This window comes from Arthrobacter sp. 001422645 (assembly GCF_059816125.1).
Genome location: NZ_JCBANT010000019.1, coordinates 1 through 25,529 on the forward strand (window position 1 = coordinate 1; position 25,529 = coordinate 25,529).

The following is a 25,529-nucleotide window of genomic DNA, read 5'->3' on the forward strand; positions in this document are numbered from 1 at the left end:
ACGCGTCCCGCGGCGGGGGGGGGGGGCGGGGGGGGGGGGCGCGCCCCGCGCCCCCCCCCCCCCCCCCCCCCCCCCCCCCCCCCCCCCCCCCCCGGCAAGGCGTCCGACGGCGGCCGGCCGGCCGTCCTCGTCGCGCACGAGGGCGTACAGGGCCGGGCAGCGTTCCAGGATGCCGCGGGCGACGGCAAGGGCGGTATCGTCGCCGCGGCCGTCCACGCTCCACCACAGCCGCAGCCACTCTTCGGAGGGGTCGGCCGAAATCTCGACGTCGGGGTCAGCCGCCGGCGCATCCGTGCCGCCGTCGAGGGCCAGCACCAGGGTTTCGGACTGCCGCGTGAAGCCTTCCGCGTCCAGTACGGCGTTGAGCGCCGCGTGGCGCGGGTCCTCGAACACCTGGAAGATCAACGGCAGCCGGCGGTTCCGGTACCAGAGGCGCGCCTCCCTGAGCCTCGCGAGCAGCCCGTGGGGATCGAGGCCAGGTTCACGCGGCCACACGGAGTTGGCCCGCTGGGTCACCCCTGAGGCGGCGCGGAGCACCCAGCCGCCGGACTCTTCCGCCTCGGCGGCGGGCCACGCGGCATCCATCAGCGCTTCAAGCCCGGTGATCGGTTCCGGTTCCATAAGCCCCCCTCGCTCCCGTGCTTCCGGGACAGCAATTGCTCCGACAGCAGAGGCTCCCCGGTGTCCCGGAGAGCCTCTGCTAATCAACACGTCAGGTTACTTGGCGTCGTCAGCCTTCGGCGGCGCGGCCTTCTTGGCCTCGGGCTTGAAATCAACCCCGGCTTCCTTGCGCTGCTGCGCCGTGATCGGCGCGGGCGCCTGGGTCAGGGGGTCGAAGCCGCCGCCGGACTTGGGGAACGCGATGACGTCGCGGATGGACTCAACGCCGGCCAGCAGCGCCACCACACGGTCCCAGCCGAAGGCGATGCCGCCGTGCGGAGGGGCGCCGAACTTGAAGCCCTCCAGCAGGAAACCGAACTTGGTCTGGGCGTCTTCCTTGTCCAGGCCCATGAGCTCGAAGACCCGTTCCTGCACGTCGCGCTCGTGGATGCGGATGGAGCCGCCGCCGATTTCGTTGCCGTTGCAGACGATGTCGTAGGCGTAGGACAGGGCCGACTCGGGGTCCTGGTCGAAGCTGTCCATGAACTCGGGCTTGGGTGAGGTGAACGCGTGGTGCACGGCGGTCCACTTGCCGGCGCCGACGGCCACGTCACCGGACGCCACCGCAGCTGCGGCGGGTTCGAACATGGGTGCGTCCACGACCCAGCAGAAGGCCCAGTCAGCGGGGTTGATCAGGCCGGTGCGGTGGCCGATCTCCACGCGGGCTGCGCCGAGGAGGGCGCGGGACGGCGTCTTCTCGCCGGCGGCGAAGAAGATGCAGTCGCCGGGCTTGGCGCCGACAGCGTCGGCTAGACCCGCACGCTCGGTGTCGGTCAGGTTCTTGGCGACGGGACCGGCAAGTTCGCCGTCTTCCTTGTACAGGACGTACGCCAGGCCCTTGGCGCCGCGCTGCTTGGCCCATTCCTGCCAGGCGTCGAGGGCGCGGCGGGCCTGGGAGGCGCCGCCGGGCATAACAACGGCACCGACGTAGGGGGCCTTGAAGACGCCGAAGTTCGTGTCCTTGAAGAATTCGGTCAGCTCGGTGAGCTCCTGGCCGAAGCGCAGGTCCGGCTTGTCCGAGCCGTAACGGGCCATGGCGTCGTGGTACGTGATGCGCTGGATCGGCGTCGGGATTTCGACGTCGATCAGCTTCCAGAGTGCCTTGACGATGTTCTCGCCGAGACGGATGATGTCGTCCTGCTCGACGAAGCTGGCTTCGATGTCGAGCTGGGTGAATTCCGGCTGGCGGTCCGCGCGGAAGTCCTCGTCGCGGTAGCAGCGGGCGATCTGGTAGTACTTCTCGAAGCCGCCCACCTGCAGAAGCTGCTTGAACAGCTGCGGGGACTGCGGCAGCGCGTACCAGGAACCCGGCGCCAGGCGTGCGGGGACCACAAAGTCGCGGGCGCCTTCCGGCGTCGAACGGGTCAGCGTGGGGGTTTCGATCTCCACGTAGCCGTCCTGGTGCAACAGCTCGCGGGCCACCCGGTTGGCCTCGGAGCGCAAGCGCAGGTTGCGGGCGGGGCCGGGGCGGCGCAGGTCCAGGTAACGGTGCTTCAGGCGGGCTTCCTCGCCCACCTCAACGTGCTCGTCGATCTGGAACGGCAGCGGATCCGAGGTGTTGAGGATGGTGACCTTCTCGGCCATGACCTCGATCTCGCCACTGGGCAGCGCCGGGTTCTCGTTGCCTTCCGGGCGCCGGGAGACGGTGCCGACGATCTGCAGCACGTACTCGTTGCGCAGGCCGTGGAAGACTTCCTCTTCACGGACGACCACCTGGGACACGCCCGACGCGTCGCGCAGGTCAACGAAGGCGACACCACCGTGGTCACGACGCCGGCCGACCCAGCCGGCGAGGGTTACGGTTTGTCCAATGTGCTCGGAGCGAAGGGATCCGAGGTCATGTGTGCGCAGCACAGCACGCCTTTCTGAAGAAGACAGAGGGAAATCAGAACTCATGTTCAATAGGATCGCTACAGGAACGATCCCGTACGAGTTTACCCGTTCGAAAGGCACCTCCCGCCATGGCAAGCCGCCGTCCTAGCCGGCCGTCCCCGGACCAGCACCACCATCAGCAGTTGCAGCGCCGGCTGGGCGTCCTGGATTCGACCGCGATCGGGCTGGGCTCGATGCTGGGCGCCGGTGTATTTGTGGTCTTCGCACCGGCTGCGGCCCTGGCCGGGCCCCTGCTGGCCGTGGCGGTGGCCGTGGCCGGCCTGATCGCGTACTGCAACGCCGTGGCCTCCGCCCAGCTGGCCGCCAAATATCCGTCCAGCGGCGGCACCTACGTCTACGGGCGGAACCGGCTGGGCGAATGGCCCGGGTTCATTGCCGGCTGGGGTTTCGTGACAGGCAAGACGGCGTCGTGCGCGGCGATGGCGCTCACGTTCGGGCACTACGTTGCACCGGCCTACGCCACGCCGCTGGCGGTGGCCGCCGTTGTGGTCCTCACCGGGGTCAACCTGCTCGGCATTACCCGGACGGCGCTGCTGACCCGGATCCTGCTGGCCGCGGTACTCGCCACGATCGTGTTCGTCGCCGTGGCGTCACTGCTGGGACCGCACCCGGACGGCGCACCCGCCGCGGCGGGGGCATCAGCGGCACAGGCGGTGTCCGGCGGCGGCTGGGGCGTCCTTCCGGCGGCCGGGCTGATGTTTTTCGCCTTCGCCGGCTATGCCCGGATCGCCACCCTGGGCGAAGAGGTCAAGGACCCCACCCGCACCATCCCGCGCGCCATCCTCGCAGCGCTGGCCGGGGCCTTCGTGATCTACCTAGGGCTGGCCCTGCTGCTGCAGTGGCACCTGCCGCCGCAGCAGCTGGCCACCTCGACGGCGCCGCTGCTGGACGCGGTGGCCGTCTCGCAGCTCAGCGCCGGAGTTCCCTTTGTCCAGGCCGGGGCGGCGGCCGCGTGCCTCGGCGCGCTCCTGGCCCTCATTACGGGTGTGGGCCGGACCTCCCTTGCGATGGCGCGGGAACGTGACCTGCCGTCCCCGCTGGCCCGGGTGGGCGGCGCCCACACCGTCCCCTTCCTCGCGGAACTGGCCGTCGCCGCCGTCGTTATTCTCCTGCTGCTGAGCACGAATGTGATGACGGTCGTGGGCTTCTCCAGCTTCGGGGTGCTGATTTACTACTCGGTGACGAATGCCGCCGCCTTCACGTTGACCGCGCGGCCCTGGCATGCGCCGCGCTGGCTCAATGTGCTGGGTTTCCTCGGCTGCCTGGTCCTGGCCGTGACCCTGCCGCCCGCCTCAGCCCTGGTGATGGCGGCGGTGCTGGCGGTCGGGGTGGCCGGTCGCTTCCTCGTGCTGCGGCTGCGGCTCCGGAAAGCTGCCGCTTAGCCGGCGCCGCGCCGCCTAGGCCTGGAGGACCCGGACGTGCAGGTCCTCCGCGGCCGGAGCCCAGGTGGCGGGATCGGCGTCGACCTGTTCGCCGGAGCGGATGTCCTTGACCTGGTGCTTGCCGTCGTCGTCGGTGAACCAGACAAAGGGGATGCCGCGGCGGTCCGCGAACTTGATCTGCTTGCCGAACTTCTCGGCCTTTGCCGCCACCTCGGTGGCGATCCCGCGGCTGCGCAGCGCCGCGGCGACGTCCTGCGCGGCGCCCCAGCTGTCATCGTTGGTGAGCGCGACCAGCACGGCGGTGGGCACGGAGCGTGTTGCCTTGGCGAGGTCCTGGCTGAGGATTCGGGAGACCAGCCGGGTCACGCCAATGGAGAGCCCGACGCCGGGGAACTTGCGGTTGCCCTTGCTGGCGAGGGCGTCGTAGCGTCCGCCGGAGCAGATGGAGCCAAGCTGCTCGTGGCCCACCAGGACGGTTTCCACCACGGTGCCGGTGTAGTAGTCCAGGCCGCGGGCAATGCTGAGGTCCGCAACCACCTTGCCGGGCGCCCGCTGGACGGCCGCTGCGATGACCTGCTCCAGCTCGGTCAGCCCCTCCTCAAGCAGTTCGTTGCTGACTCCGAGTGCGCGGACCTGCTCCACGAACGAGGTGTCCTCGGTGCGGATCGAGGCCAGGTTGAGGGCGGACCGGGCCTGTTCATCCGTGGCGCCGAGCTCGGACTTGAGCAGTTCGGCCACCTTGGCCGGGCCGATCTTTTCAAGCTTGTCGATGCTGCGCAGCACCCCGGCGGTGTCGGTGAGGCCGATGCCGTTGTAGAAGCCCTCGGCCAGCTTCCGGTTGTTGATCCGGAGCAGGAACGCGGGGATCGGCAGGGCACTCAGGGCCTCGGCGATGACCAGCGCAATCTCGACGTCGTACCGGAACGGCAGGTCGCCGTCGCCCACAATGTCGATGTCGGCCTGGGTGAACTCGCGGGCACGGCCCTCCTGGGGGCGCTCACCGCGCCAGACTTTCTGGATCTGGTAGCGGCGGAACGGGAACGCCAGGTAACCGGCGTTCTCGACGACGTACCGGGCGAACGGCACGGTGAGGTCGAAGTGCAGGGCGAGGGCGTGCGGATCGCCCTTGGATGTTGTCGATGCGGAGCTGGCAGTGTCCGCCGCGGCGTTGCCGTCCTCTTCCTGCAGCCGGCTGAGCCCGTACACCTCTTTGTCGATCTCGCCCTTGCGGAGCAGCTGCCCGACCGTTTCCACGGCGCGGGTCTCAATGGAGGAGAAGCCATGGAGTTCGAAGACCCGGCGCAGCGTATCCAGCACATGCAGCTCCACCAGCCGCTCCTCGGGAAGCCACTCGGGGAATCCGGACAGGGAGGCGGTGCGTGCCATGGTGGATTTTCTCCTCAGGTAAAGCCGGCCGGAGGCTTCTGCCCCGCGCTGCGGCCGAAACGGGCTGTCCGAAACGGCGATCAGATGGGCGGCAGACAGGCCGGTCATGCATAAACTGTGTGCGGCAGTCAGTTTATGCTTTCCGCGCCCGCAACTTCTAATGCGGCCGGTATGGCCGGACTGCCGGCAGCTTTACCGCTGAACCCTCGACGGCGCCTTGGCGCCGCCGCGGTTTCAGCCCGACACCAGGAGGACTTTTGGCGGCCAGTTCACGGAGCGCCCGCGAAGCCAAGCGGCGCGTCCAGCAGATGGAGGCGAAGCGTGAGCTGCGCAAGGAACAGGACAAGCGCCGCAAGCGCGACAACGTCCTCGCCGTCGGCGCGGGTACGGCCGCGGTTGTCGTGGCGCTGGTGCTGCAGCTGACGGTTTTCTCGTCCAATCCGACCGAGGACGAATATGCCGCCGCACAGGCCGGGCTGACCACACCCTCCGCTACGCCGTCGGCCACACCCACGAGCAATGCCGAGAACATCCCGAAGCCTGAGACGGCGGCCGGCAAGACCTTCACCGGCGAGCTCAAGCTCAACAGCGGCACCCTCGGCGTCGAGCTCGACGGCACCGCGGCACCGCAGGCTGCGGCGGTCTTCAAGTCCCTCGCGGACCAGAAATTCTACGCCGGGCTCAGCTGCCACCGACTCACCACGGGCGAGACGTTCGGCGTGCTGCAGTGCGGCTCCAAGGCCGGCGACGGCAGCAGCGACCCGAGCTTCACCTGGGGCCCGCTGGAAAACACGCCGCAGGACAACAACTACCCCGCCGGAACCATCGCCGTGGCCAGGAGCGGCGGCAACGCCTACGGCAACGGCACACAATTCTTCATCGTCTACAAGGACACCGTCATTCCGGCCGACGCCGCCGGCGGCTACACCGTGGTGGGCAAGGTGACCTCCGGCCTGGACGTGGTGACCAAGATTGCGGCCGCCGGACTAAAACCGGGTGATAACCCCGCAGACGGCGCACCGGCGGAACCAGTCACGATAGACTCGTTCTCTCTGAAGTAACCAGCCGGTGCCCTTGTGGCCACGGCCCCGGTATTTCCCTCCAAGCGAAAGACTTCTAGCGGTGACAGACAGTCAGAAATCCGACGAAACAGTGTCAGCAGCAGCTGCCAACGAGACCGAAGCCGGGGCCGAGTTCGCAGAACAGAGCACAGCACAGAGCACAGAACAGGGCTCGGCTCAGGCGACCGACACTCCCACAAGCACGGTGCCGGAATCGGTAACCGGGCCGGCCACGGAGGCCCCTGCGGCCGACGCCGAGACCACGCCCGAGGCTCCCGAGGCGACTGAAGCTCCCGAGGCTCCCGCCGAGGCGACCGAGGCTCCCGCCGAGGAAGTGGCTTCCGAGGCGGACGCCGCACCGGAGGCTGCCGCCGAGGACGCTGCTCCTGCGGCTCCGGCCGCCGCTGAGGCCGCCGCCCCGGCCGAGGAAGCGACCCCCGCAAAGGACCCTGCTCCGGCGGCCCCCGCCGCATCCCGGCCCGCGCCGTCACCGGCAGCGTTCGCGGCCCGGCCGAAGGCCAAGCCGTCGCCGGCGGCCCCCGCCGCCGCACCGGCTGCGGTGTCCTCCGCGGCGTCGCTGGCCGAAGCCGCACGCTGGGGCCGCGTTGAAGGCGACGGCCACGTGTTCCTGACCGTGGACGGCGAGGAGCACCCCGTCGGGCAGTACCCGGGAGTCAGCGACGATGAAGCCCTGGGCTACTTCGCCCGGAAGTACGACGACGTCGTCGCGCAGATTGTCCTGCTGGAACAGCGTGTGAGCTCCAAGGCGCCCACCACGGACATGCAGAAGACGGTCACCCACCTGCGCGAGCAGCTGGCGGAGCGCAACATGGTGGGCGATCTCCGCTCCGCCGAAGCACGCCTGGACACCCTCTCCCAGCAGATCACGGCGCTCGAAAAGGCCGAGAAAGCCGAACACGACGCCGTCCGGGCAGCCGAACTGGCCGCCCGCGAAGCGATCGTCTCCGAGGCTGAAGAGATCGCGGGCCACGACCCCGCCCAGATCCAGTGGAAGACCTCCAGTGCCCGGATGAACGAACTGTTCGAGAGCTGGAAGACCGCACAGAAGAGCGGCGTCCGGCTGGGCCGCAGCAACGAGGACGCCCTCTGGAAGCGCTTCCGTGCCGCCCGTACGGTCTTTGACCGGCACCGCCGCGCGTACTTCTCCCAGCTGGACAGCAACAACTCGGCAGCCAAGGCTGCCAAGGAAAAGCTGATCGCCGAGGCGGAAGCACTCTCGACGTCGACCGACTGGGGCTTTGCCGCGGGCGAATACCGCCGCCTGATGGACCAGTGGAAGGCATCACCGCGTGCCAGCCGCAAGGACGACGATGCCCTGTGGGCCCGCTTCCGCGCGGCACAGGACGTCTTCTTCACCCACCGCCAGGCCGCCAACGACGAGATCGACCAGGAATACGGCGCAAACCTGGTGGTCAAGGAGGCCCTTCTGGCAGAAGCCAACGAACTGCTTCCCATCAAGGACCTCGCGGCCGCCAAGAAGGCGCTCCAGTCCATCCGCGACCGCTGGGAAGAAGCCGGCAAGGTTCCCCGCGCCGACATGGGGCGCGTCGAAGCCGGGCTGCGGAAGGTCGAAGACGCCGTACGCCATGCCGAGGACGAGAACTGGAAGCGGTCCAACCCGGAGACGAAGGCACGCACCAACAGCGCGCTGACGCAGCTGGAATCGGCCATCGCCGGACTCCGCGATGACCTGGCCAAGGCCGAGAAGGCGGGCGACGAGCGTAAGATCAAGGCCGCCAAGGAAGCCCTCGAGGCCCGTGAGGCCTGGCTGGAACAGCTCGAGAAGTCAGCGAGCGAGCTCTCCTAGCCACCACGCACCAAGCTGCCTTTCGCAGGCCCCGCACCGGTTATCCACATGATCGGGACGGGGCCTGTTTGCTGTCTTCTGATCGGGACAGGATGGCTGGATGGTCATAGTTCACGGCCCGCCCCCGCCCGCCCCGCACGTGCCTGCTTTGCCGCATCCTGGTTCGCCGCTGCCTGGCCCGCCGCCGTCCGGTGTGCCGCTCTCAGGCCCGCGCCAGTCCGGGGCGGCCCCGGGTGAGCTGTACTCCCCCGGGATGCTGTTCACTTGGCCTGAGCTTCAGGCCATGGCGTCCGACGGTGTGCTGGTCCAGCTGTACCAGCGCGGCTACCTCCCGCCGGGCACCAGGGCCACCCCTCAGCTCCGGGCCCGCGCCGCCGCCGTCCTCATTCGTCCGGCCATCCGGCAACGGGTCGTCGCAGGAAGGATGACGGCGGCCTGGATCTTCGGCTGCGCCGCCGAACCTGACCGCCTGGCCCTGCTGGTGGACGCCAACCGGCGGATTTCCAGCCTCAGGTCCACCCGGGGCTGCACGTTCCATGAGGTGCGGCTGGGCCCGTTTGACGTCGTGAGCCTGGGCGGGCTGATGGTCTCCAGTCCGCTGCGGACCGCCGTGGACATCGCCGTGCACGTGGAGGCGGAACGGGCCGTACCCGCCCTGCGGGCGCTCCTGGGCAAGCCCGAGCTGGGCCTGCAGTTGCGGCTGCTCCGGATCGCCGTTGAGGCAACCCCCAGGATGCCGCACAAGAGAGCGGCAGTGGCGAAACTGGACCGCCTCCAGGCAGGCCCGGGCCCCTAGGCGCGGGCGGACCCGGGGCCGAGGAAATGCTCAGCTGCGCCGTCGGTTGCCGGTAGTGCGGTACACGTCGAAGACGCCGTCGATGCGGCGGACGGCGCTGAGCACGTGGCTCAAGTACTTGGGGTCGCCCATCTCGAAGGCGAACTTGGAGATCGCCACGCGGTCCGTGGACGTGTGCACGCTGGCCGCCAGGATGTTGACGTGGTTCTCGGAAAGGATCCGTGTCACATCGGAGAGCAGGGATTTACGGTCGAGCGCTTCGACCTGGATTTCGACCAGGAAGACGCTCGACTGTGTGGGTGCCCACTCGACCTCGACGATCCGGTCCGGCTGCTCCAGCAGTCCGCTGACGTTCGTGCAGTCCGTCCGGTGCACGGAGACGCCGGAGCCGCGGGTGACAAACCCCAGGATAGGGTCCGGCGGCACCGGGGTGCAGCAGCGGGCGAGTTTCACCCAGACGTCATCCACGCCGCGGACCACGACGCCGGAATCGGAATACCGGGCCTTGGTGACCTGGGTCGGAATGGACACCTCGGTGAGGTCGTCCTCGGGCGTGTCATTGCCGCCGAGGCTCTCCACAAGCCGTTCCATCACGGACTGGGCGGAGGTGTGCCCGTCGCCCACGCCGGCATAGAGACCGGAAATGTCGACGTATTTGAAGTCCTCGGCGATCGCGGCGAGGGCGTCATGCGTCATCAGCCGCTGCAGCGGCAGATTCTGCTTACGCATGGCCTTGGTCAGCAGATCCTTGCCGCGGTCGATCGACTCTTCGCGGCGTTCCTTGCTGAACCACTGCCGGATCTTGTTGCGGGCCCGCGCGCTCTTGACGAAATGCTGCCAGTCCTGGCTGGGCCCGGCACCCTCGGCCTTGGAGGTGAAGATCTCCACCCAGTCGCCGTGGTTGAGCTCGCTGTTGAGGGGAACCAGCTTGCCGTTGACGCGGGCACCGATGGTCCGGTGGCCCACTTCGGTGTGGACCGCATAGGCGAAGTCCACGGGCGTGGACCCGGCCGGCAGAGCCATGACCTCGCCCTTGGGCGTGAAGACGAACACTTCCCGGGCGTTGATTTCAAAGCGCAGGGAGTCCAGGAACTCGCCGGGGTCGGAGGTTTCCTGTTGCCAGTCCACGAGGGAGCGGAGCCAGCCCATGTCGCCGTCGCGCGGGCTTCCCGGTCCGGCGGCCGTGCGGTTCGGCTGGTCCTTGTACTTCCAGTGCGCGGCGACGCCGTATTCGGCGCGGCGGTGCATCTCATGGGTGCGGATCTGGATCTCCACGGGCTTGCCGCCCGGGCCGATCACCGTGGTGTGCAGCGACTGGTACATATTGAACTTGGGCATCGCGATGTAGTCCTTGAACCGCCCCGGGAGGGGGTTCCAGCGCGAATGCATGGCGCCCAGGGCCGCGTAGCAGTCCCGGACGGAATCGACCAGGACCCGGACGCCCATCAGGTCGTTGATGTCGTCAAAATCTTTATCGCGGACGATCATCTTCTGGTAGATGGAATAATAGTGCTTCGGCCGGCCCGTGATGGTGGCCTTGATCTTGGCGTCCCGAAGGTCCTCGGTGATCTGGTTGCGGATCACCGCGAGGCTCTTCTCGCGCTCGGGGGTCCGGTCCCCCACCATCCGCACGATTTCCTCGTACACCTTCGGGTACAGCGCCGCGAAGGAAAGGTCTTCCAGTTCCCATTTGATCGTGTTCATGCCGAGCCGGTGCGCCAGCGGGGCGAAGATTTCCAGGGTCTCCCGGGCCTTGCGCGCCGACGACTCGGCCGAGACAAAGCGCCAGGTCCTGGCGTTGTGCAGCCGGTCGGCAAGCTTGATCATCAGGACGCGGATGTCCTTGGCCATGGCCACGACCATCTTGCGGACGGTCTCAGACTGTGCGGCCTCGCCGAAACTGACCTTGTCGAGCTTGGTGACACCGTCCACCAGCATGGCGACCTCCGGCCCGAACTCGGCCTTCAGGTCATCGAGGGTGTAGGAGGTGTCCTCGACGGTATCGTGCAGGAGCGCCGCTGCCAGGGTGGTGCCACTGAGTCCCAGTTCGGCCAGGATGGTGGCGACCGCCACCGGGTGGGTGATGTACGGATCCCCGCTCTTGCGCTTCTGGCCACGGTGGCAGCGCTCCGCCACAACGAAGGCACGCTGGATGAGGTCGAAGTCCTCTTTCGGGTTGTTGGCCCGGACCGTGCGCAGCAGCGGTTCGAGGATGGGGGAATACGCGGGGGCACCACGGCCGGTCAGTCGGGCAAGCCGTGAACGGGTGCGTTCACGCCGGCCGGGGAACGTGGCGCGTGCGCCAGAACTGTCCACGGGAACCGGCGGATCGGCGCGTCCGGGAGCCACCACACCAGTCTGCGTACCCTGGCCTGGAGCCTTATCCACCGGTGCTGATGGCACCGGCGTCGAACGTTCTTCCAATGGAGCACCTCTCCGAACCCGTTAATTCTTCCAGTGTATTCCCGCAGCAGGATACTTCGATAACCGGCGGCGGTACGGCGACGGGCCGGAGAGCGTCATCATGACGTTCTCCGGCCCGTTCAAACAGCCGGCTAGGACTCCGGCGGCCGCTGGTCCGGCGGAACCCTGAAGCTAGGCCGTGGCCGGCTCCGCCGGGGAGTCGGTCTTGGCCGCGGCCTGGGCACGGCGCTGGTGCACGCGTTCGGCCTGCTTGACCAGTTCCGGTTCGCCCTGGCGCAGCCAGGCGTAAAGCGGAGCAGCGATGAAGATCGTTGCCGCCGTGCCGATCAGGATGCCGACGAACAACGCCAGCGATAGGTCACGCAGCGTTCCCGCTCCCAGCAGGCCGGCACCGATGAACAGAATGGCACCGACCGGGAGGATGGCGACCATCATGGTGTTGATGGACCGGACCAGGGTCTGGTTGACAGCCAGGTTGACTTCCTCACCGAAGGTCCTGCGCGTGGAGGCCTGCAGGTCCGCTGTGTTCTCTCGGATTTTGTCGAAAACCACCACGGTGTCATACAGCGAGTAGCTCAACACGGTCAGGAAACCGATGATCGCCGACGGCGTGACTTCAAAATCGCTGAGGGCGTAGACACCGGCGGTGATGAACATCGTCACCAGCATGCCGACGATGGCCGAGAGCGACATCTTCCAGGTCCGGAAGTACAGGGCCATCATCACGGCGGCGAGTCCGACGAAGATCGCCAGGCCCAGGAGGGCCTGCTTCGTGACGTCGGCACCCCAGGTGGGGCCGATGAAGGTGGACGTCACCTCGTTGTCCGTCACGCCGTAGGCCTTGGTGAGGCCCTCCTTGATCTGGAGCGTCTCGTCTTCGGTGAGCTTGTCCGTCTGGATCCGCATCGTGTTGCCGGCGACGTTGGCCACCCGCGGCACGCTGCCGGCGACAACGTCCTCGACGGCCTTCTCACCGAGCGCGGCGTCCGTGGACTTCACGTTGGAGACGGTGAATTCCGAACCGCCACGGAATTCGATGCCAAGGTTGAAGCCGCCCTTGGCGACCGGCAGCAGGATCGAGAGCGCAACCAGGACGGCCGCGATCAGGAACCAGATTTTCTTGGAGCCGACGAAGTCGTACGAGCGCTTGCCCGTGTAGAGCTCGTTGCCGAAATTGGCGAAGCTGGTGGCCATTTAGTTGCCCTCCTTGGACGCGCTCTTGGAGGAACCGGCAAGTTGTTCCTGCCGTTCCGCGAGCCGCCGTTCTGCAATGGTCATCCGGCGTTCGGCCTCAGCCGTGGCGCCGGTGTTCTTGGCGCGGAGCGCGGCCACCTGGGCCGGCTTGTCCGCAGGAGTGCGGAACCGGCCCGCGCCCCGGTACAGGGGGACGGCGCCGAGACTCTTCGGGTCCAGCCCGGAGAGCCGGTGGCCTTCACCGAAGAACTTGGTGCGGGCCAGCAGCTGCAGGGTCGGATGCGTGAACATGAAGACCACAAGCAGGTCGGCGAGGGCTGTCAGGCCGAGGGTGAACGCGAAGCCGCGGACGTTGCCCACCGCCACGAAGTACAGCACGACGGCGGCCAGCAGGTTGACCGCCTTGGAGGCGAGGACCGTGCGCTTTGCGCGCTTCCAGCCGTTCTCGACTGCCGAGACAAGGCCGCGGCCTTCACGGAGCTCATCGCGGATACGTTCGAAGTAGACGATGAACGAGTCCGCGGTCTGGCCGATGGCCACGATGATGCCCGCGACGCCGGCGAGGGAGAGCCGGTAGTTCTCGGTCCAGCCCAGGATGTCGATGGCCAGGAACGTCAGCGCACCGGCCACGACGAGGGAAGCGACGGTGACCAGGCCAAGTGCCCGGTACTGGAACAGGGAGTACACCACCACCAGCAGCAGGCCGATCAGGCCGGCGAGCAGGCCCATGCGGAGCTGCTCGCCACCGAGGGTGGCGGAAATCTGCTGTTCGCTCTGGATCTCGAAGCTGATCGGCAGGGCACCGAAGCGGAGCTGGTCGGACAGGGCCTTCGCCGACTGCTCCGTGAATCCGCCGGTAATCTGCGGCCGGCCATCGGTAATGACAGCCTGGGACCTCGGGGCCGAAATGACCTGGTCGTCCAGGACAATGGCGAACTGCGATTTCGGATCCGAACCGGTTTCGCCCCCGGCCTCGACATAGAACTTGTTCAGCCGCTCGGTGACGGTCTTGAACTTGGTGGTGCCTTCGTCGTCGAACTGGATGTCGACGGCCCACTCATTGGTGACGGCCCCCTGGGCGCCGCGCTGCAGCTGGAAAGAGGAGGTCTTGATGTTCGAGCCCTTGACCTCCACCGGGCCGAGGATGTATTTGATCGCCGGCCGGCCCTCTGAAGCAGGCTCGCAGGTCACCAGCGGCTTCGCCGGGTCGGAGCGTTCCTGCTTATCCTGGGACGGATTATCACAGTCGAGCGTCTCGAACTTCTTGTAGACCTCCGGGGTGATCCAGTTGACGTCGCTGCCGTTGGTGGGCTCGGCGGTGGGCTTGGGGAGCTGGTCTGCGGGGGTCAGGGACTCCTTCGGGACCGCTGCGCCCGGACCGGCCTGCAGCACAGGCCGGAAGTTCATGTCCGCGGACGCCTGGATCAGCGCGCGGGTTTCCTTGGACGGGGTGCCAGGCAGGCTGACCACGACGTTGCGTCCGGACTGCGTGCTGATCTCAGCTTCCGCGACGCCGGAGCCGTCCACGCGCTGGCGGATGATCGCCACGGCCTGGTTGAGCTGTTCTTCGTTGATGTCCGAACCGCCCTCAACCTTGGGCGCCAGGATCATCTGGGTGCCGCCTTCAAGGTCCAGGGCAAGCTTGGGAGCCCAGCTCGCCTGGCCGGCCATCGTGCCGCCTGCCAGGACAGCGGTCATGACGGCGAGGATAACGCCGAGCCAGACCAGCACCCTGAGGGCTGAGTTTTTGGGGCCAGTTCGTGCCATTGTCGATCTTTCTATTATTTACGGAGGAACCGCCGGTGGGGCCCAGAGAGGGGCCGCTCCGGCGGTTGCCCGCAACCATTACTTCGCGGGATAGCTCAAACAGGCAGACTAGCTGTCTTTCTTGCCTTCGTCGTTGAGGCGGCGCAGGGTTTCTTCCGGCGTCTCGTCGCGCGGCGCATCGTTGACGGTGACAGCGTTTTCGGCGGTGCCGGACTTGTCGGCGGTCAGCGAGGATGCGTCGTTGGGGACCACCGTGGGCTCGTCAGCGGCGACGACCGGCTCGACGATCTTGGTGACGGCCTGGCGGTGCACCGTGGCGGTGTTGCCCGGGGACAGCTCAAGGAGGACCTTGTTCTCGTCGTCGTTAATCTCGACAATCCGGCCGAACAGGCCAAAACTCGTCATGACCTCGACACCCGGAGCAAACTTCGACTGGAGCTGTACCTGCTGCTGCTGGGTCTTCTTGTTGCGGCGGAACATCATGAAGACGAAGACGCCGAGCATGGCGAACAGCAGGATGGTCATGATGTCGATGCCGCCGCCGGCCTGCGGCTGGGTCTGGGCAGAAATAAGTCCGAACACAGGAATAGTTCCGTTCTGTACTTGCGTAGCTGGTTATACAGCAACGTCCGCTTCGCTTCGGGCTGGCAGGCACTCAGGCCGCGCCGACGGCGGCCGGATGCCGGCCGCGCACAGAAACAAAGACCCGAACGTGCCGAGCGTCATACCAGTCTAAAGGGAAAACGTCACGGAGCGGTGCTATTGACCATTACGGATCCATTCCGGATCCGACTCCCGGCCCAGCACGCCGTCCGCATCCAGGCCGTCTTCCCCGGGCTGGAAGAGCTCCAGCGGGTCCTGCGCGAACACTCCGGGCGGCACCGCGAAGCCGAGGTGCGTCCAGGCCGGGGCGAGTGCGATCCGGCCACGCGGCGTGCGTCCCAGCAGTCCCTCCCTGACGAGGTACGGCTCGGCGACGGTTTCCACGGTTTCGGTCTCTTCGCCGACGGCGATTGCCAAGGTGGACAGCCCAACGGGTCCGCCGCCGAATTTGGTGATGAGGGCCTCGAGGACGGCACGGTCCAGCCGGTCGAGGCCGCGCTTGTCCACCTCATACATGTCCAGCGCAGCGGAGGCTGCCCGGGCATCGATCTGCTCGATCCCGTGCACCAGTGCCCAGTCGCGGACGCGGCGCAAAAGGCGGTTGGCGATGCGGGGTGTGCCCCGGGACCGCCCCGCGATTTCGCTGAACCCGGCGGAGTTGACCTTGAGGTCCAGGAGGCCCGCGGAGCGCCGCAATACGAGTTCCAGTTCGGCGACCGAATAGAACTCCAGGTGTCCGGTGAAGCCGAACCGGTCCCGCAGCGGACCGGGCAGCAGGCCGGCACGGGTCGTGGCGCCGACCAGCGTGAACGGCGGGAGTTCCAGGGGGATGGCGGTCGCACCGGCGCCCTTCCCGACCACGATATCGACCCGGAAGTCCTCCATCGCCATGTAGAGCATTTCCTCGGCCGGCCGGGACATCCGGTGGATCTCGTCGAGGAAGAGGACCTCACCCTCGGAGAGCGAGGACAGGATGGCTGCCAGATCCCCCGCGTGCTGGATGGCGGGTCCACTGCTGATCCGCAGCGGGGCGTTCATCTCTGCGGCAATGATCATGGACAGCGTCGTTTTGCCCAGCCCGGGCGGCCCGGAGAGCAGGACGTGGTCGGCGCTCCGGCCGCGCATGCGGGAGGCCTCCAGGACGAGGGAAAGCTGCTTGCGGACCCGGTGCTGGCCCACAAAATCGTGCAGGTTTTTGGGCCGGAGCGCGGCTTCAATAACCCGTTCCTCCGGCTCCTCTCCCCCGCCGACCAGGGACGGCTCAGCCACGGGCGCCTATCCTGTTCCCGGCGCGGGCACCGTCCTGCCCCAGCCAGCGGAGGGTGGCGCGCAGGATCTCAGCCACGTTGCCCTTCTCGGCCAGCTCGGGCGAGTCCGACAGGGACTTGTCAATGCTGGACGTGGCATCTTTTTCGGACCAGCCCAGGCTGGTCATGGCCGCAACGACCTGCGGTTTCCAGACCGCTTCAGCGGATGCGGCGGGAGCAGCTGTTCCGGCAGCCGTGCCGTGCGGCACCAGCTTGCCGGCCAGTTCCAGCACAATCCGGCCGGCGACCTTGGGCCCGATGCCGGGGACCTTGGTGAAAGCCTTGCCGTCGCCCGAGTGCGCGGCGACGCGGATCGCTTCGGGCTCGTGCACGGCCAGGACCGCCAGCGCGAGGCGGGGGCCAACACCGCTGACGCTCAGCAGGACGTCGAAGACTTCGCGTTCGTCGTCGCTGCCGAACCCGAACAAGGTAAGGGAGTCCTCCCGCACGATCAGGGAGGTGAAGAGCTTCCCCTCCTCCCCGACGCGGAGGCTGCTGAGGGTCTGCGGCGTGGCGTTCACGCTCATGCCGGCGCCGTTGAGGTCGATCACGGCGCTGGACAGGCCGACGTGCGCTACGGTTCCGCGAAGAAAACTGATCAAAGCCGGGCTCCTGGGGTTACAGCTCATTTCAGCCGGGAAGACCCGGCTATCCGAACATATCTACGAATACCCTACCAAGCCGCGCGGCCGCACAGCCGGATATTCAGCGTGTGCGGCGCGCTTTGGCCTCCGCGTCGGCCCACGCCCGCTGGGCCGGAGTCAGTGAGTGGCTGCCGGGGCCGGTGGTGACTGCAGCCTTGTTGGAGGTGCCGCTGCCCGCCCGCCAGGCGTGGGTGATGGCAAGCGCCAGGGCGTCGGCGGCGTCTGCCGGCCTCGGCGGGGCATCGAGCCGGAGGATCTTGGTGACCAGTTTGGTGACGGCGTCCTTGTTGGATGTTCCGCTGCCGGTAACGGCAGCCTTGACCTCGGAAGGGGTGTGCAGCGCCACGGGGATGCCGCGACGCGCGGCGGCGGCGATCACTACGCCGGACGCCTGGGCAACGCCCATCACGGTGCTGACGTTGAGCTGCGAGAAGACGCGTTCGACGGCGAGGACGTGGGGTTCGTACCGGTCCAGCCAGTCGTCGATGGAGGTGGCGATGACCAGCAGGCGCTGGTCCAGGCTTTCCTCCGGGGACGTCCCGACGACGCCGAAGGCCACCATGGTGGCGCGGCGGTTCTTCTCAACGTCCACGACGCCGATCCCGCAGCGGGTGAGGCCCGGATCGACGCCGAGGACGCGAAGTGTCACTCCGCTTCCAGTGCGGCCTGCACTTCGTCGCTGAGGTCGGCGTTGCTGTAGACGTTCTGCACGTCGTCGAGTTCCTCGAGGGCGTCAACAAGCTTCATGAACTTCTTGGCGGCGTCGAGATCCAGCGGCACTTCCATGGACGGGACAAACTCGGCCTCGTCGGTGTCGTAGTCGATACCGGCTTCCTTGAGCGCATCGCGGATGGCCTGCAGGTCGGTCGGTTCAGAGTGGATCTCGAAGGTTTCGCCGTTGTCTTTGACTTCCTCGGCCCCGGCGTCCAGGACGGCCATCAGGACGTCGTCTTCGCTCAGGCCGTTCTTCGGCAGCGAGACAACGCCCTTGCGGGAGAAGAGGTAGCTGACCGAACCAGGATCGGCGATGGTTCCGCCGTTGCGTGAGATGGCGAGACGCACTTCGGAGGCTGCCCGGTTCTTGTTGTCCGTAAGGCATTCGATGAGCAGTGCCGAGCCCTGCGGTCCGCGGCATTCGTACATGATCTCGGTGTAGTCCACCACTTCGCCGGTGAGGCCGGCGCCGCGCTTGATGGCGCGGTCGATGTTGTCAGCGGGGACCGAGGTCTTCTTGGCCTTGGTGACGGCGAGTTCCAGGCTCGGGTTGCCGGCGAGGTCCGGTCCGCCCATGCGTGCGGCGACTTCGATGTTCTTGATCAGCTTGGCGAACGACTTGGCCCGGCGGCTATCGAGGATGGCCTTTTTATGCTTGGTCGTCGCCCATTTGGAGTGGCCTGACATGCTTTACGCTTCTCCTCTGATCATTCGAATAAACAATTCGTGCACGCGCTTCTCCCCCGTCACTTCCGGGTGGAAGGAGGTGGCCAGCAGCTTGCCGGAACGCACAGCAACAATTCTAGCCGTCCCCGCCAGCGCCTCGGGGTGGGACGCCCTGGAGGGTTCCACGACGGCGAGAACCTCCACGGCGTCGCCGACGCGTTCCACCCATGGTCCGCGGATGAAGACCGCGTGGACAGGAGCCACGCCGTTTTCGGTGGCGCTGAAGTCAAGGCCCTTGAAATCGAGGTCCGTCTCGAAGGATTCCCGCTGCCGGCCGAAGGCGTTCCGGCGCACCGTGATGTCCAGCCCGCCGAACGTCTGCTGCGGGTTGCCGGCCAGGTCCTTCGCGGGGTCGGTGATGTTCTCCGCAAGGAGGATCATCCCGGCGCAGGAGCCATAGACCGGCAGTCCCTCGTGGATGCGCCGGCGCAACGGATCGCGGAGCCCGAACGCCCGCGACAGTTTGTCGATGGTGGTCGATTCGCCGCCGGGAATGATGAGGCCGTCGAGTCCGTCGAGTTCGGCCGGGCGGCGGACGCCGATGCCCGTGGCACCGGCGTCTTCCACCGCGTGCAGGTGTTCGCGGAAGTCGCCCTGGAGAGCCAGGACGCCGATCCGCAGCCCTGTTCCCACGCGGGAAGGAGGCACGGAAGTGGGGTTGGTCATCCGAACAGCATAGTGCCCGCCGCACCTCCCCCGGGCATGCCGTGCCGCTCTCCGGCGGGCTTCCATACCGCTACTGGGATATATTACAAAGCATGTTTTACTTCAGCATTCCGCTCGGCAAGTTCGTTCGCCGGGTCTCCCGGCTCAGGGGCGGAGGCTCTGCCCTTCCCGGGCTTGTGGTCGAAAAAATCGATCCCGGCTTCATGCGCAGGACGCTGTCGACGCTGCCGCACGGCGTCGCCGTCGTCAGCGGCACGAACGGCAAGACGACCACCACGAAGATGGTGGTGGAACTGCTCGAGAGCCAGGGCCTGAAGGTCTTTACCAACCGCACCGGCAGCAACTTCACCCGCGGCGTTGCCGCGGCGCTGCTTGGCGAGGTGGACTGGCGCGGACGCCTGGACGCCGACGTCGCCGTGCTGGAGCTCGACGAGGCTCACGCGGTGCACTTCGTCAACCAGGTGCCGCCGCGCTACAGCCTCCTGCTCAACGTCCTGCGGGACCAGCTGGACCGTTTCGGCGAAATCGACAAGACCGCGCAGTTGCTGCAGCACATCGCGTCGAAGACCACGGGAACGGTGGTGCTGAACCGGGAGGACCCGCGCGTCGCCCGGATCGCGGAATCGCTCACCGGTCCCGACGTCCTGTACTTCGGCCTGGATGACTCCCTGCTGAGCACCTTCCCGAACGACGACGAGCTGCGGGCCGCCCCCGGCAGCCCTGTGCCGCCGGCACCGCCCAAGCCGCACGCCGACGTCGTCCTTCGCCGGGTCGGTGCGGCGGACGCAGACTTTGAGTACGACGGCGTTACGGCCACCACCGAGATGAAGCTCCGCGGCGTCTACAACATCTTCAATGCGGCGGCCGCGCTGACCCTGGCCCGGGCCATCGCCGTCCGGGACTCTGTCCCTGGAAAAACGGTCCTCGCGGACAACGACGGGCTGATGAAGGCCCTGTCCCAGGTGGCGCCGGCATTCGGCCGCGGCGAGAGCCTCGTCGTCGACGGCCTGCCGCTGGATCTGGTCCTGGTGAAAAACCCCAGCGGCTTCCGCCTGGGGCTGAAGTCGTTCCCGGCCGCCGGTTACGCCACGATGATCGCCATCAACGACAACTACGCCGACGGGCGGGACATGTCCTGGCTCTGGGACGTCGAATTCGACACCCTCCGGACGGAAGGCGTGGACCAGTTGAGCGGCTCCCGCGCCTACGACATGGCGCTCCGCCTGCAGTACGACGACGTTGCGATCGGGGCCGTGGACACCGAGATTGCCCCCGCGCTGGCGGCTTTCATCAGAGGCGCCAGGGACAAACCGAAGCGGATCTTCTGCACCTACACAGCGATGCTGGCCATCCGCCGCGAGCTGTCCAAAATCACCACAGTAGAGGTGGTCTCATGACCCCGCAGCCCGACTCCAGCCTCTCCTTCGGGCACGAGCTTCCGCCGGAAGAGTCCACGGCGCCCGGCAAGGGAACCATCCGGGTCCTGCAGCTGTACCCGCGGGACATGAACATCTACGGCGACTGGGGCAACGCCCTGGTGCTGGCCCAGCGGCTGCGCTGGCACGGCTACACCCCTGAACTGCTTGAGTACAACGTCGGCGACGAGTTCCCGGCGGACGTCGACCTGATCGTGGGCGGCGGCGGGCAGGACAGCGGCCAGCTCGTCATCCAGGATGACCTGTTGTCCCGGGAGTCAGTGCTGAAGGGCCTGGCCGAGGACGGCACCCCCATGCTGGTGATCTGCGGCCTGTACCAGCTGTTCGGGAAGTTTTTCAAGACCCGGACGGGTTCCGTCATCCCGGGAATCGGCGTCCTGGACGTGGAAACGCATGGCACCGACCAGCGGTTGATCGGTAACGTGTCGGTGTCCTCCCCCGAGTTCGGCACCGTCCTGGGGTACGAGAACCACAGCGGCCAGACCACCCTCGGTCCGGGCGTCTCACCGCTGGGGACCACGGCCAAGGGCACCGGCAACAACAGCGACGACGGCCAGGAAGGCGCCCGCTACCGGAACATCGTGGCGAGCTACCTGCACGGATCCCTGCTGCCCAAGAACCCGGCACTGGCAGACTTCCTCATCCGGACCGCCGTCGAACGCAAGTACGGCAGCTTCTCCCCCGGAACGCCGGACGACTCCTACGCCGTCCTCGCCCGCGAACACGCCGCCCGCCGCCCCCGCTGAGGCTGCTTAGCCAGGCGCCGGGTTAGCCACGCGCCGGGCCAGCCAACCGCCGTCAGGATCGCCCAGGCGGCGGCGAGGACGCCCGCGATGATCGCTGGCCTGTTCCAGGTCGAGCTGACAGCGCCCGCCGGGGAAGTCCGCCCCGCCCTGCGGGCGTCCTGCCACGCCGCAACGATGGCATCCCGGCCGGTCTTCGTCTCGGTTTGGCTGATGCGTTCGTTGCCCGGAAGGATGCTGTGGGGCCGGCTCTTAAGGTCACTGACGTGGTTGAATCCTGCCCCGAAGGCACCGGGCGGCGTCGGGGCTCCCCAACTGACGTAACGCCGTCCCCCGGCCCTGACCACCACGGTGTGGCGGATCTCGATGTCGTCGACGGCATCGAACGGTATCCGGTGGTCGCGCAGCCCGTTGACAATCTCGAACCCGTGCCTGTCCGTCCGGAGGAACGGCCGCCACTGCATCACGTAGACGAACCAGGCCGCGAGGACCAGCCACGGTGCCGCCGCCATGACAGCGTCCGTCCGGCCGGTCAGCAGCAGCCATGCCAGTACGACGGCGGCACCCAGCCAGAACATGACGGCAACCGGCCGCGCTGATCCCGCCCGGTGGGTTGTGCCTGTGGTCCGGACGCCTGAGCGCCCCGGCGTGTTCTTCCGGCTGTTGGTGCCGCTGTCGTCAATTGTTCGCAATGGATCCCCCGCCATCGGCTACCGGCCGCCAAGGCTGCCGCGTTTGGCCCAGCATAGCGTCGTCAGCGAGGGCCACGGTGCTGGCGACACGTGTCAGCCGGGTTGGTTCCGATATAGAGCAGCGGCCAACCGTCGTCGGACGCGAGATCGCGGGAAGGCGTCGGAGTCGCCGGAAAGTTGCGGCGACCCCGCGCGGTTCCGGCGACCTCGGCGAAAAGGGCATCGGAGTGTGGCGCAAACCGGTAGATTGGACTGCCGATAACAGATTTTGTGGAGGAGCCGTTCACGATGATCCGGATTGACCGTGACAACCCGGGCCGGGGCGACGTTCAGGAGCTCCTGAGCGAGCACCTCGCGGACATGTTCGCCACGTCGCCCGCGGAAAGCGTGCACGCGCTTGATTCCGCCGCCCTCTCGGTCCCGGGCATCACCTTCTGGACCGCGCGCGAGGAGTCCGAGGTACTCGGCTGCGGGGCGCTGAAGCTGCTCGAGCCTGGCCGGGGCGAGATCAAGTCGATGCGCACCGCTGCCCACGCCCGCGGCCGCGGCATCGCCACCCTCCTACTGAGCCACATCGTGGACGAGGCCCGGCGTAGCGGTTACGCCCGCCTCCACCTTGAGACCGGAAGCCAGGAATTCTTCGTTCCGGCACGGCGGCTGTACCAGCGGCACGGGTTCAGCACCTGCCCGCCCTTTGGCGACTACGCGGAGGACCCAAACAGCATCTACATGACACTGGCCCTGGACCCGATCCGCCCGTAGGGACCGGCCCCTGCGGCCGCAAGTCTGCCGCCGGGTCGTCCGCGGCTCAGCTGCGGCTGGTGTACTCCAGCACGTCGCGGGCGATGCGTCCGCTGGAGGCTGCCCGGAGATGGCCCTTCCCCTCGTACCAGATGAGGGTGCAGTCCGGGATCAGTCCGGCCGTTTCCTGCGCGACCTCGCGGGGGAAGAACTGGTCGGCGCCGCCGCAGATCATCAGCACAGGCTTCCGGATGAGCGGCAGCACGGCCCGGGAATTGAAGGACATTTCGCCCTGCACCTCGGTGAGGACGTCCTGGGCGGGGAAATCGGTTCCGCTCAGCAGCCGGTTGCTGATGAGGGGTCCGATCAGCTGCCGCAGCCATTTCACCCGCCGGCCCGGCAGCAGATACTCGGCGAAGACCGTCCCTGCGCCGTTTGTGTCCCCGCCGGCAAGGGCCTTGGCCATCCGGGAATCGACGTCCTTGCCCCAGTCGCTCAGCTCCGCCGCGGTGACCACCATGGCGATGTGGCCGAAGGATTCAGGATGCCGGGCGGCCAGATACTGGGCGACCATCCCGCCGAACGACTCCGCCACGACGACGTCGACCCGCCCGCCAAATTCCCTGGCGATCAGCCGCGCGTAGTCGTCCGCCATGTCGGCGATGGTGTGGTCCGGCGGCATTCCCCGGCGCCGGGTGACAATCCAAACGGCATATCCGGCGTGGAGAAACGGATCAAACTGCCGCCGGAACATCCTGCGCAACACCCCCTTGGGAACAGTGCTCCCGGGCCCGCCTTGGATGAAGAGGAGTGTCTTTGGGCCGTTGCCCCAGCTCAGATACTCCATGCCGTTGGCGAAGGCCCCGTTCCGGGGTTGCCGGGCCGCCGTCGATATTTTGCCCACAAGGCCTCCTGTCCAGGCGCGACAAGAGCTGACCGTTGAAGTCCCCCGCGTCACCACCACCGTATTAGCCGCCCGGTATCACGACAAGATCCGCAGACCCTCCGACGGTTCCGGTTCCTGGAAAATCCCGGCCATGTGCCGGACGTCTGCCTCCTCAAGCCGGTGCGAGCCCGCCTCGCGCCGTCCGGCGCGGGCGGCCACCCGTTCGATCGACGTCTGCAGTGGCGTCCGGACATAGTGAACGACGACGGCGGCACCGGCGGCCTCTGCCCTGCCCGCCCAAACAGCACGCCGCTCGCGGCTCCACTGGTTCCAGTCCAGCACCACGTCGGTGCCAGCGGGCAGGATCTGCAGTGCGGTGTCCCACATCAGCGACTTGCAGGCTTCAGCGAGCTCCGCGTAGTTCCCGGAAGCAAAGTGGAGGTCCGGGTACAGGCGCAGCATCCACTCGTCCAGGCTGAACCGCACGGCAGGCAGCCCGGCTTCCAGTTGCCTCGCCACGGTGGTCTTCCCGGCGCCGGGAAGACCGCACAGCAAGTGGACGGTCGGCTGCCCGGACGCCGGCCGCCGTCGTTCCTCCAAGCCCTACCGTTCCTTGGTGATGAGCAGTTCGTGGGCGCCCGCAGCCGCAGCGCCCATGGACTCGACCACGGTCTTGGTGCGCTGGCGGCTGGCTGCGTCGGCCGCGGCACCGGCACAGAGGCCCTGCGGGGCGTCGGAGGCGACGGAGCACCAGCGGTAGGGCCCGCGGACCATCACCGACGGCGCCCAGGCAAGGTCGGAGGCGGTCCACTTGCCGTTCGTGCCCTGGCTGAACTGGGCGCGGACCAGCAGGCCCTCGTTGTTCACCACATAGTTCGGCGAGAGTTCGGTGATCGCGTTGCCCAGGCTGTAAACAATCCAGGTGCCCTTGTACTTCTCGATCGGCTGCACCGAGTGCGTGTGGTGGCCGTAGATCATGGTGAACTGGCCGCTGTCCGCAAGGGCATGGGCGAGGCTCTTCTGCTCGGCGTTGGGCACGCTCGAGTACTCATCGCCGGCATGCATAGCGCCGAGCACGATGTCGGCGCCCAGCTCCCGGGCCTTCTTCGCCTTCGCGATCATGACGTCGGCGTCTAGCATGTCCACCTGCCAGGCCGCCTCCGGGGCCAGACCGTTCAGCCCGTACGTCGCATCGATCACGGCGATCTTCGCCGCGGCGGTCTGCACGATCATGACGTCCCGGGAGTCGGCCTCGGTCCGGTAGGAGCCGGTGTGCTGCAGCCCGGCGGCATCCAGGGCATCCAAGGTGCGGACCAGCCCTGCGGTGCCGCGGTCAACCGTGTGGTTGCTCGCGGTGGTGCAGGCCTGGTAGCCCACCTGCTGGACGGCCGTGATGATCTGCGGCGGAACGTTGAACGAGGGGTACGAGGAGAACGGCCCGGCGGGTCCGGCCACGGGGGTTTCCAGGTGGCAGATCGCGAGGTCGCTCTGCTCGGTGTATTTGCGCTGACCCTCGACCATCGGTCCGAAGTCCAGCCCCTTGGTGCCCTTGGCCAGGGCGTCAGCGCGGCCCTGTTCCCACAGTTGGTCGTGGACCAGCATGTCCCCGGAAACCAGCACCGAAGTGCAGCGGTCGGCCTCGCAGGCCGGACCCTTCCCCGGCGTCAGGGTCGGCGTCGGCGTCGGGGTGCTCGACGGCGACGACGTCGCCGCCGTCGGGTCCGCCGTCGTCGATTCCGTCGTCTGTGGTGCTGCCTGTCCGGCGGTGTTGCGGGCGGCAGCCGAGGAGTCCGACGCATTGTTTTCCGGGCCGGCGCCGGTGCCGCAGGAGGCCACGGAGGCGGCCAGGGAAAGCGCTGCCGCGGCGGCGAGGAGACGTCCGCGCCGCCGGGGGGTGTAGGTACTCATGGCGCCAATCCTACGGTGGCATCTGTCACAACACGCTCAGCAGAGCATTGAGAACCACCCCCGTTACATGAA

Annotated in this window: 23 protein-coding genes; 7 read left to right on the forward strand and 16 right to left on the reverse strand. The window is 67.5% G+C overall.

Annotated elements, in window-relative coordinates:
* Both AC6EUH_RS16415 and aspS read right to left on the reverse strand, forming a co-directional pair.
* A partial coding sequence (locus AC6EUH_RS16415) for a GNAT family N-acetyltransferase, cg3035/Rv0428c family (protein ID WP_499739312.1) occupies nucleotides 1–621 on the reverse strand: 621 nt, incomplete at its 3' end.
* Between the two features lie 96 nt (nucleotides 622–717).
* On the reverse strand, nucleotides 718–2,514 hold the full coding sequence (aspS, locus tag AC6EUH_RS16420) for an aspartate--tRNA ligase (RefSeq protein ID WP_499739313.1): 1,797 nt from the start codon (nucleotides 2,512–2,514) through the stop codon (nucleotides 718–720).
* A 107-nt stretch (nucleotides 2,515–2,621) separates the two neighbouring features.
* Between aspS and AC6EUH_RS16425 the strand changes: the two genes are divergently transcribed.
* Entirely contained in the window at nucleotides 2,622–3,935 is a 1,314-nt protein-coding gene (locus AC6EUH_RS16425) for an APC family permease (RefSeq protein WP_499739314.1), read from the forward strand.
* A 15-nt stretch (nucleotides 3,936–3,950) separates the two neighbouring features.
* Here the strand turns inward: AC6EUH_RS16425 and hisS are convergent, their stop codons facing one another.
* On the reverse strand, nucleotides 3,951–5,321 hold the full coding sequence (hisS, locus tag AC6EUH_RS16430) for a histidine--tRNA ligase (RefSeq protein ID WP_499739351.1): 1,371 nt from the start codon (nucleotides 5,319–5,321) through the stop codon (nucleotides 3,951–3,953).
* Between the two features lie 257 nt (nucleotides 5,322–5,578).
* Here hisS and AC6EUH_RS16435 point away from each other — a divergent pair, with 257 nt between their 5' ends.
* The 3 genes from AC6EUH_RS16435 (at nucleotide 5,579) to AC6EUH_RS16445 (ending at nucleotide 9,006) form a co-directional block, all read left to right on the forward strand.
* On the forward strand, nucleotides 5,579–6,382 hold the full coding sequence (locus AC6EUH_RS16435; protein WP_499739315.1) for a peptidylprolyl isomerase: 804 nt from the start codon (nucleotides 5,579–5,581) through the stop codon (nucleotides 6,380–6,382).
* Nucleotides 6,383–6,716: 334 nt separating this feature from the next.
* Nucleotides 6,717–8,210, forward strand: coding sequence for a DUF349 domain-containing protein (locus AC6EUH_RS16440; protein ID WP_499739352.1), 1,494 nt, complete (start codon nucleotides 6,717–6,719; stop codon nucleotides 8,208–8,210).
* A 283-nt stretch (nucleotides 8,211–8,493) separates the two neighbouring features.
* Nucleotides 8,494–9,006 (forward strand): hypothetical protein, encoded by a 513-nt coding sequence (locus AC6EUH_RS16445; protein WP_499739316.1) that lies wholly within the window; start codon nucleotides 8,494–8,496, stop codon nucleotides 9,004–9,006.
* Between the two features lie 30 nt (nucleotides 9,007–9,036).
* On the opposite strand, the gene AC6EUH_RS16450 is transcribed toward AC6EUH_RS16445, so the two are convergent.
* From AC6EUH_RS16450 to pdxT, 9 genes are all read right to left on the reverse strand, one after another.
* The gene (locus tag AC6EUH_RS16450; RefSeq protein WP_056429644.1) at nucleotides 9,037–11,430 is read right to left on the reverse strand and encodes a RelA/SpoT family protein; all 2,394 of its coding nucleotides are present in this window, start codon (nucleotides 11,428–11,430) and stop codon (nucleotides 9,037–9,039) included.
* Between the two features lie 171 nt (nucleotides 11,431–11,601).
* Nucleotides 11,602–12,624 (reverse strand): protein translocase subunit SecF, encoded by a 1,023-nt coding sequence (secF, locus tag AC6EUH_RS16455; protein ID WP_056429646.1) that lies wholly within the window; start codon nucleotides 12,622–12,624, stop codon nucleotides 11,602–11,604.
* Nucleotides 12,625–14,391: a protein translocase subunit SecD gene (secD, locus tag AC6EUH_RS16460; protein ID WP_056429648.1), complete on the reverse strand. Its 1,767-nt coding sequence runs from the start codon at nucleotides 14,389–14,391 to the stop codon at nucleotides 12,625–12,627.
* A gap of 108 nt (nucleotides 14,392–14,499) precedes the next feature.
* Nucleotides 14,500–14,916 carry a preprotein translocase subunit YajC gene (gene yajC, locus AC6EUH_RS16465; RefSeq protein ID WP_056430020.1) on the reverse strand — a complete coding sequence of 139 codons (417 nt, stop codon included), beginning with the start codon at nucleotides 14,914–14,916 and terminating at the stop codon, nucleotides 14,500–14,502.
* A 234-nt stretch (nucleotides 14,917–15,150) separates the two neighbouring features.
* Nucleotides 15,151–16,263 carry a Holliday junction branch migration DNA helicase RuvB gene (ruvB, locus tag AC6EUH_RS16470; protein ID WP_056429650.1) on the reverse strand — a complete coding sequence of 371 codons (1,113 nt, stop codon included), beginning with the start codon at nucleotides 16,261–16,263 and terminating at the stop codon, nucleotides 15,151–15,153.
* A complete protein-coding gene (gene ruvA / locus AC6EUH_RS16475; RefSeq protein WP_056429653.1) occupies nucleotides 16,256–16,903 on the reverse strand; it encodes a Holliday junction branch migration protein RuvA in 648 nt (215 codons plus the stop codon). The genes ruvB and ruvA overlap by 8 nt, the downstream gene beginning before the upstream one ends.
* 103 nt (nucleotides 16,904–17,006) lie before the next feature.
* On the reverse strand, nucleotides 17,007–17,594 hold the full coding sequence (ruvC, locus tag AC6EUH_RS16480; RefSeq protein ID WP_056429655.1) for a crossover junction endodeoxyribonuclease RuvC: 588 nt from the start codon (nucleotides 17,592–17,594) through the stop codon (nucleotides 17,007–17,009).
* A complete protein-coding gene (locus AC6EUH_RS16485) occupies nucleotides 17,591–18,346 on the reverse strand; it encodes a YebC/PmpR family DNA-binding transcriptional regulator (RefSeq protein WP_056429657.1) in 756 nt (251 codons plus the stop codon). The genes ruvC and AC6EUH_RS16485 overlap by 4 nt, the downstream gene beginning before the upstream one ends.
* Before the next feature lie 3 nt (nucleotides 18,347–18,349).
* The gene (gene pdxT, locus AC6EUH_RS16490; protein ID WP_056429658.1) at nucleotides 18,350–19,051 is read right to left on the reverse strand and encodes a pyridoxal 5'-phosphate synthase glutaminase subunit PdxT; all 702 of its coding nucleotides are present in this window, start codon (nucleotides 19,049–19,051) and stop codon (nucleotides 18,350–18,352) included.
* A 92-nt stretch (nucleotides 19,052–19,143) separates the two neighbouring features.
* On the opposite strand from pdxT, the gene AC6EUH_RS16495 reads away from it, so the two are divergent.
* A complete protein-coding gene (locus AC6EUH_RS16495; RefSeq protein ID WP_056429660.1) occupies nucleotides 19,144–20,448 on the forward strand; it encodes a Mur ligase family protein in 1,305 nt (434 codons plus the stop codon).
* Entirely contained in the window at nucleotides 20,445–21,233 is a 789-nt protein-coding gene (locus AC6EUH_RS16500; protein WP_499739317.1) for a type 1 glutamine amidotransferase, read from the forward strand. The genes AC6EUH_RS16495 and AC6EUH_RS16500 overlap by 4 nt, the downstream gene beginning before the upstream one ends.
* Here the strand turns inward: AC6EUH_RS16500 and AC6EUH_RS16505 are convergent.
* Nucleotides 21,188–21,922: a hypothetical protein gene (locus tag AC6EUH_RS16505; RefSeq protein ID WP_499739318.1), complete on the reverse strand. Its 735-nt coding sequence runs from the start codon at nucleotides 21,920–21,922 to the stop codon at nucleotides 21,188–21,190. The genes AC6EUH_RS16500 and AC6EUH_RS16505 overlap by 46 nt on opposite strands.
* A gap of 288 nt (nucleotides 21,923–22,210) precedes the next feature.
* On the opposite strand from AC6EUH_RS16505, the gene AC6EUH_RS16510 reads away from it, so the two are divergent.
* Nucleotides 22,211–22,684, forward strand: coding sequence for a GNAT family N-acetyltransferase (locus AC6EUH_RS16510; protein WP_499739319.1), 474 nt, complete (start codon nucleotides 22,211–22,213; stop codon nucleotides 22,682–22,684).
* A 46-nt stretch (nucleotides 22,685–22,730) separates the two neighbouring features.
* Here AC6EUH_RS16510 and AC6EUH_RS16515 read toward each other — a convergent pair whose 3' ends face one another.
* The 3 genes from AC6EUH_RS16515 to AC6EUH_RS16525 form a co-directional block, all read right to left on the reverse strand.
* Nucleotides 22,731–23,567, reverse strand: a complete 837-nt coding sequence (locus AC6EUH_RS16515) for an alpha/beta fold hydrolase (RefSeq protein ID WP_499739320.1) — start codon at nucleotides 23,565–23,567, stop codon at nucleotides 22,731–22,733.
* A 78-nt stretch (nucleotides 23,568–23,645) separates the two neighbouring features.
* Nucleotides 23,646–24,149, reverse strand: a complete 504-nt coding sequence (locus tag AC6EUH_RS16520; protein WP_499739321.1) for a P-loop nucleotide/nucleoside kinase family protein — start codon at nucleotides 24,147–24,149, stop codon at nucleotides 23,646–23,648.
* Nucleotides 24,150–24,152: 3 nt separating this feature from the next.
* A complete protein-coding gene (locus tag AC6EUH_RS16525; protein ID WP_499739322.1) occupies nucleotides 24,153–25,457 on the reverse strand; it encodes a CapA family protein in 1,305 nt (434 codons plus the stop codon).
* Nucleotides 25,458–25,529: the final 72 nt, after the last annotated feature.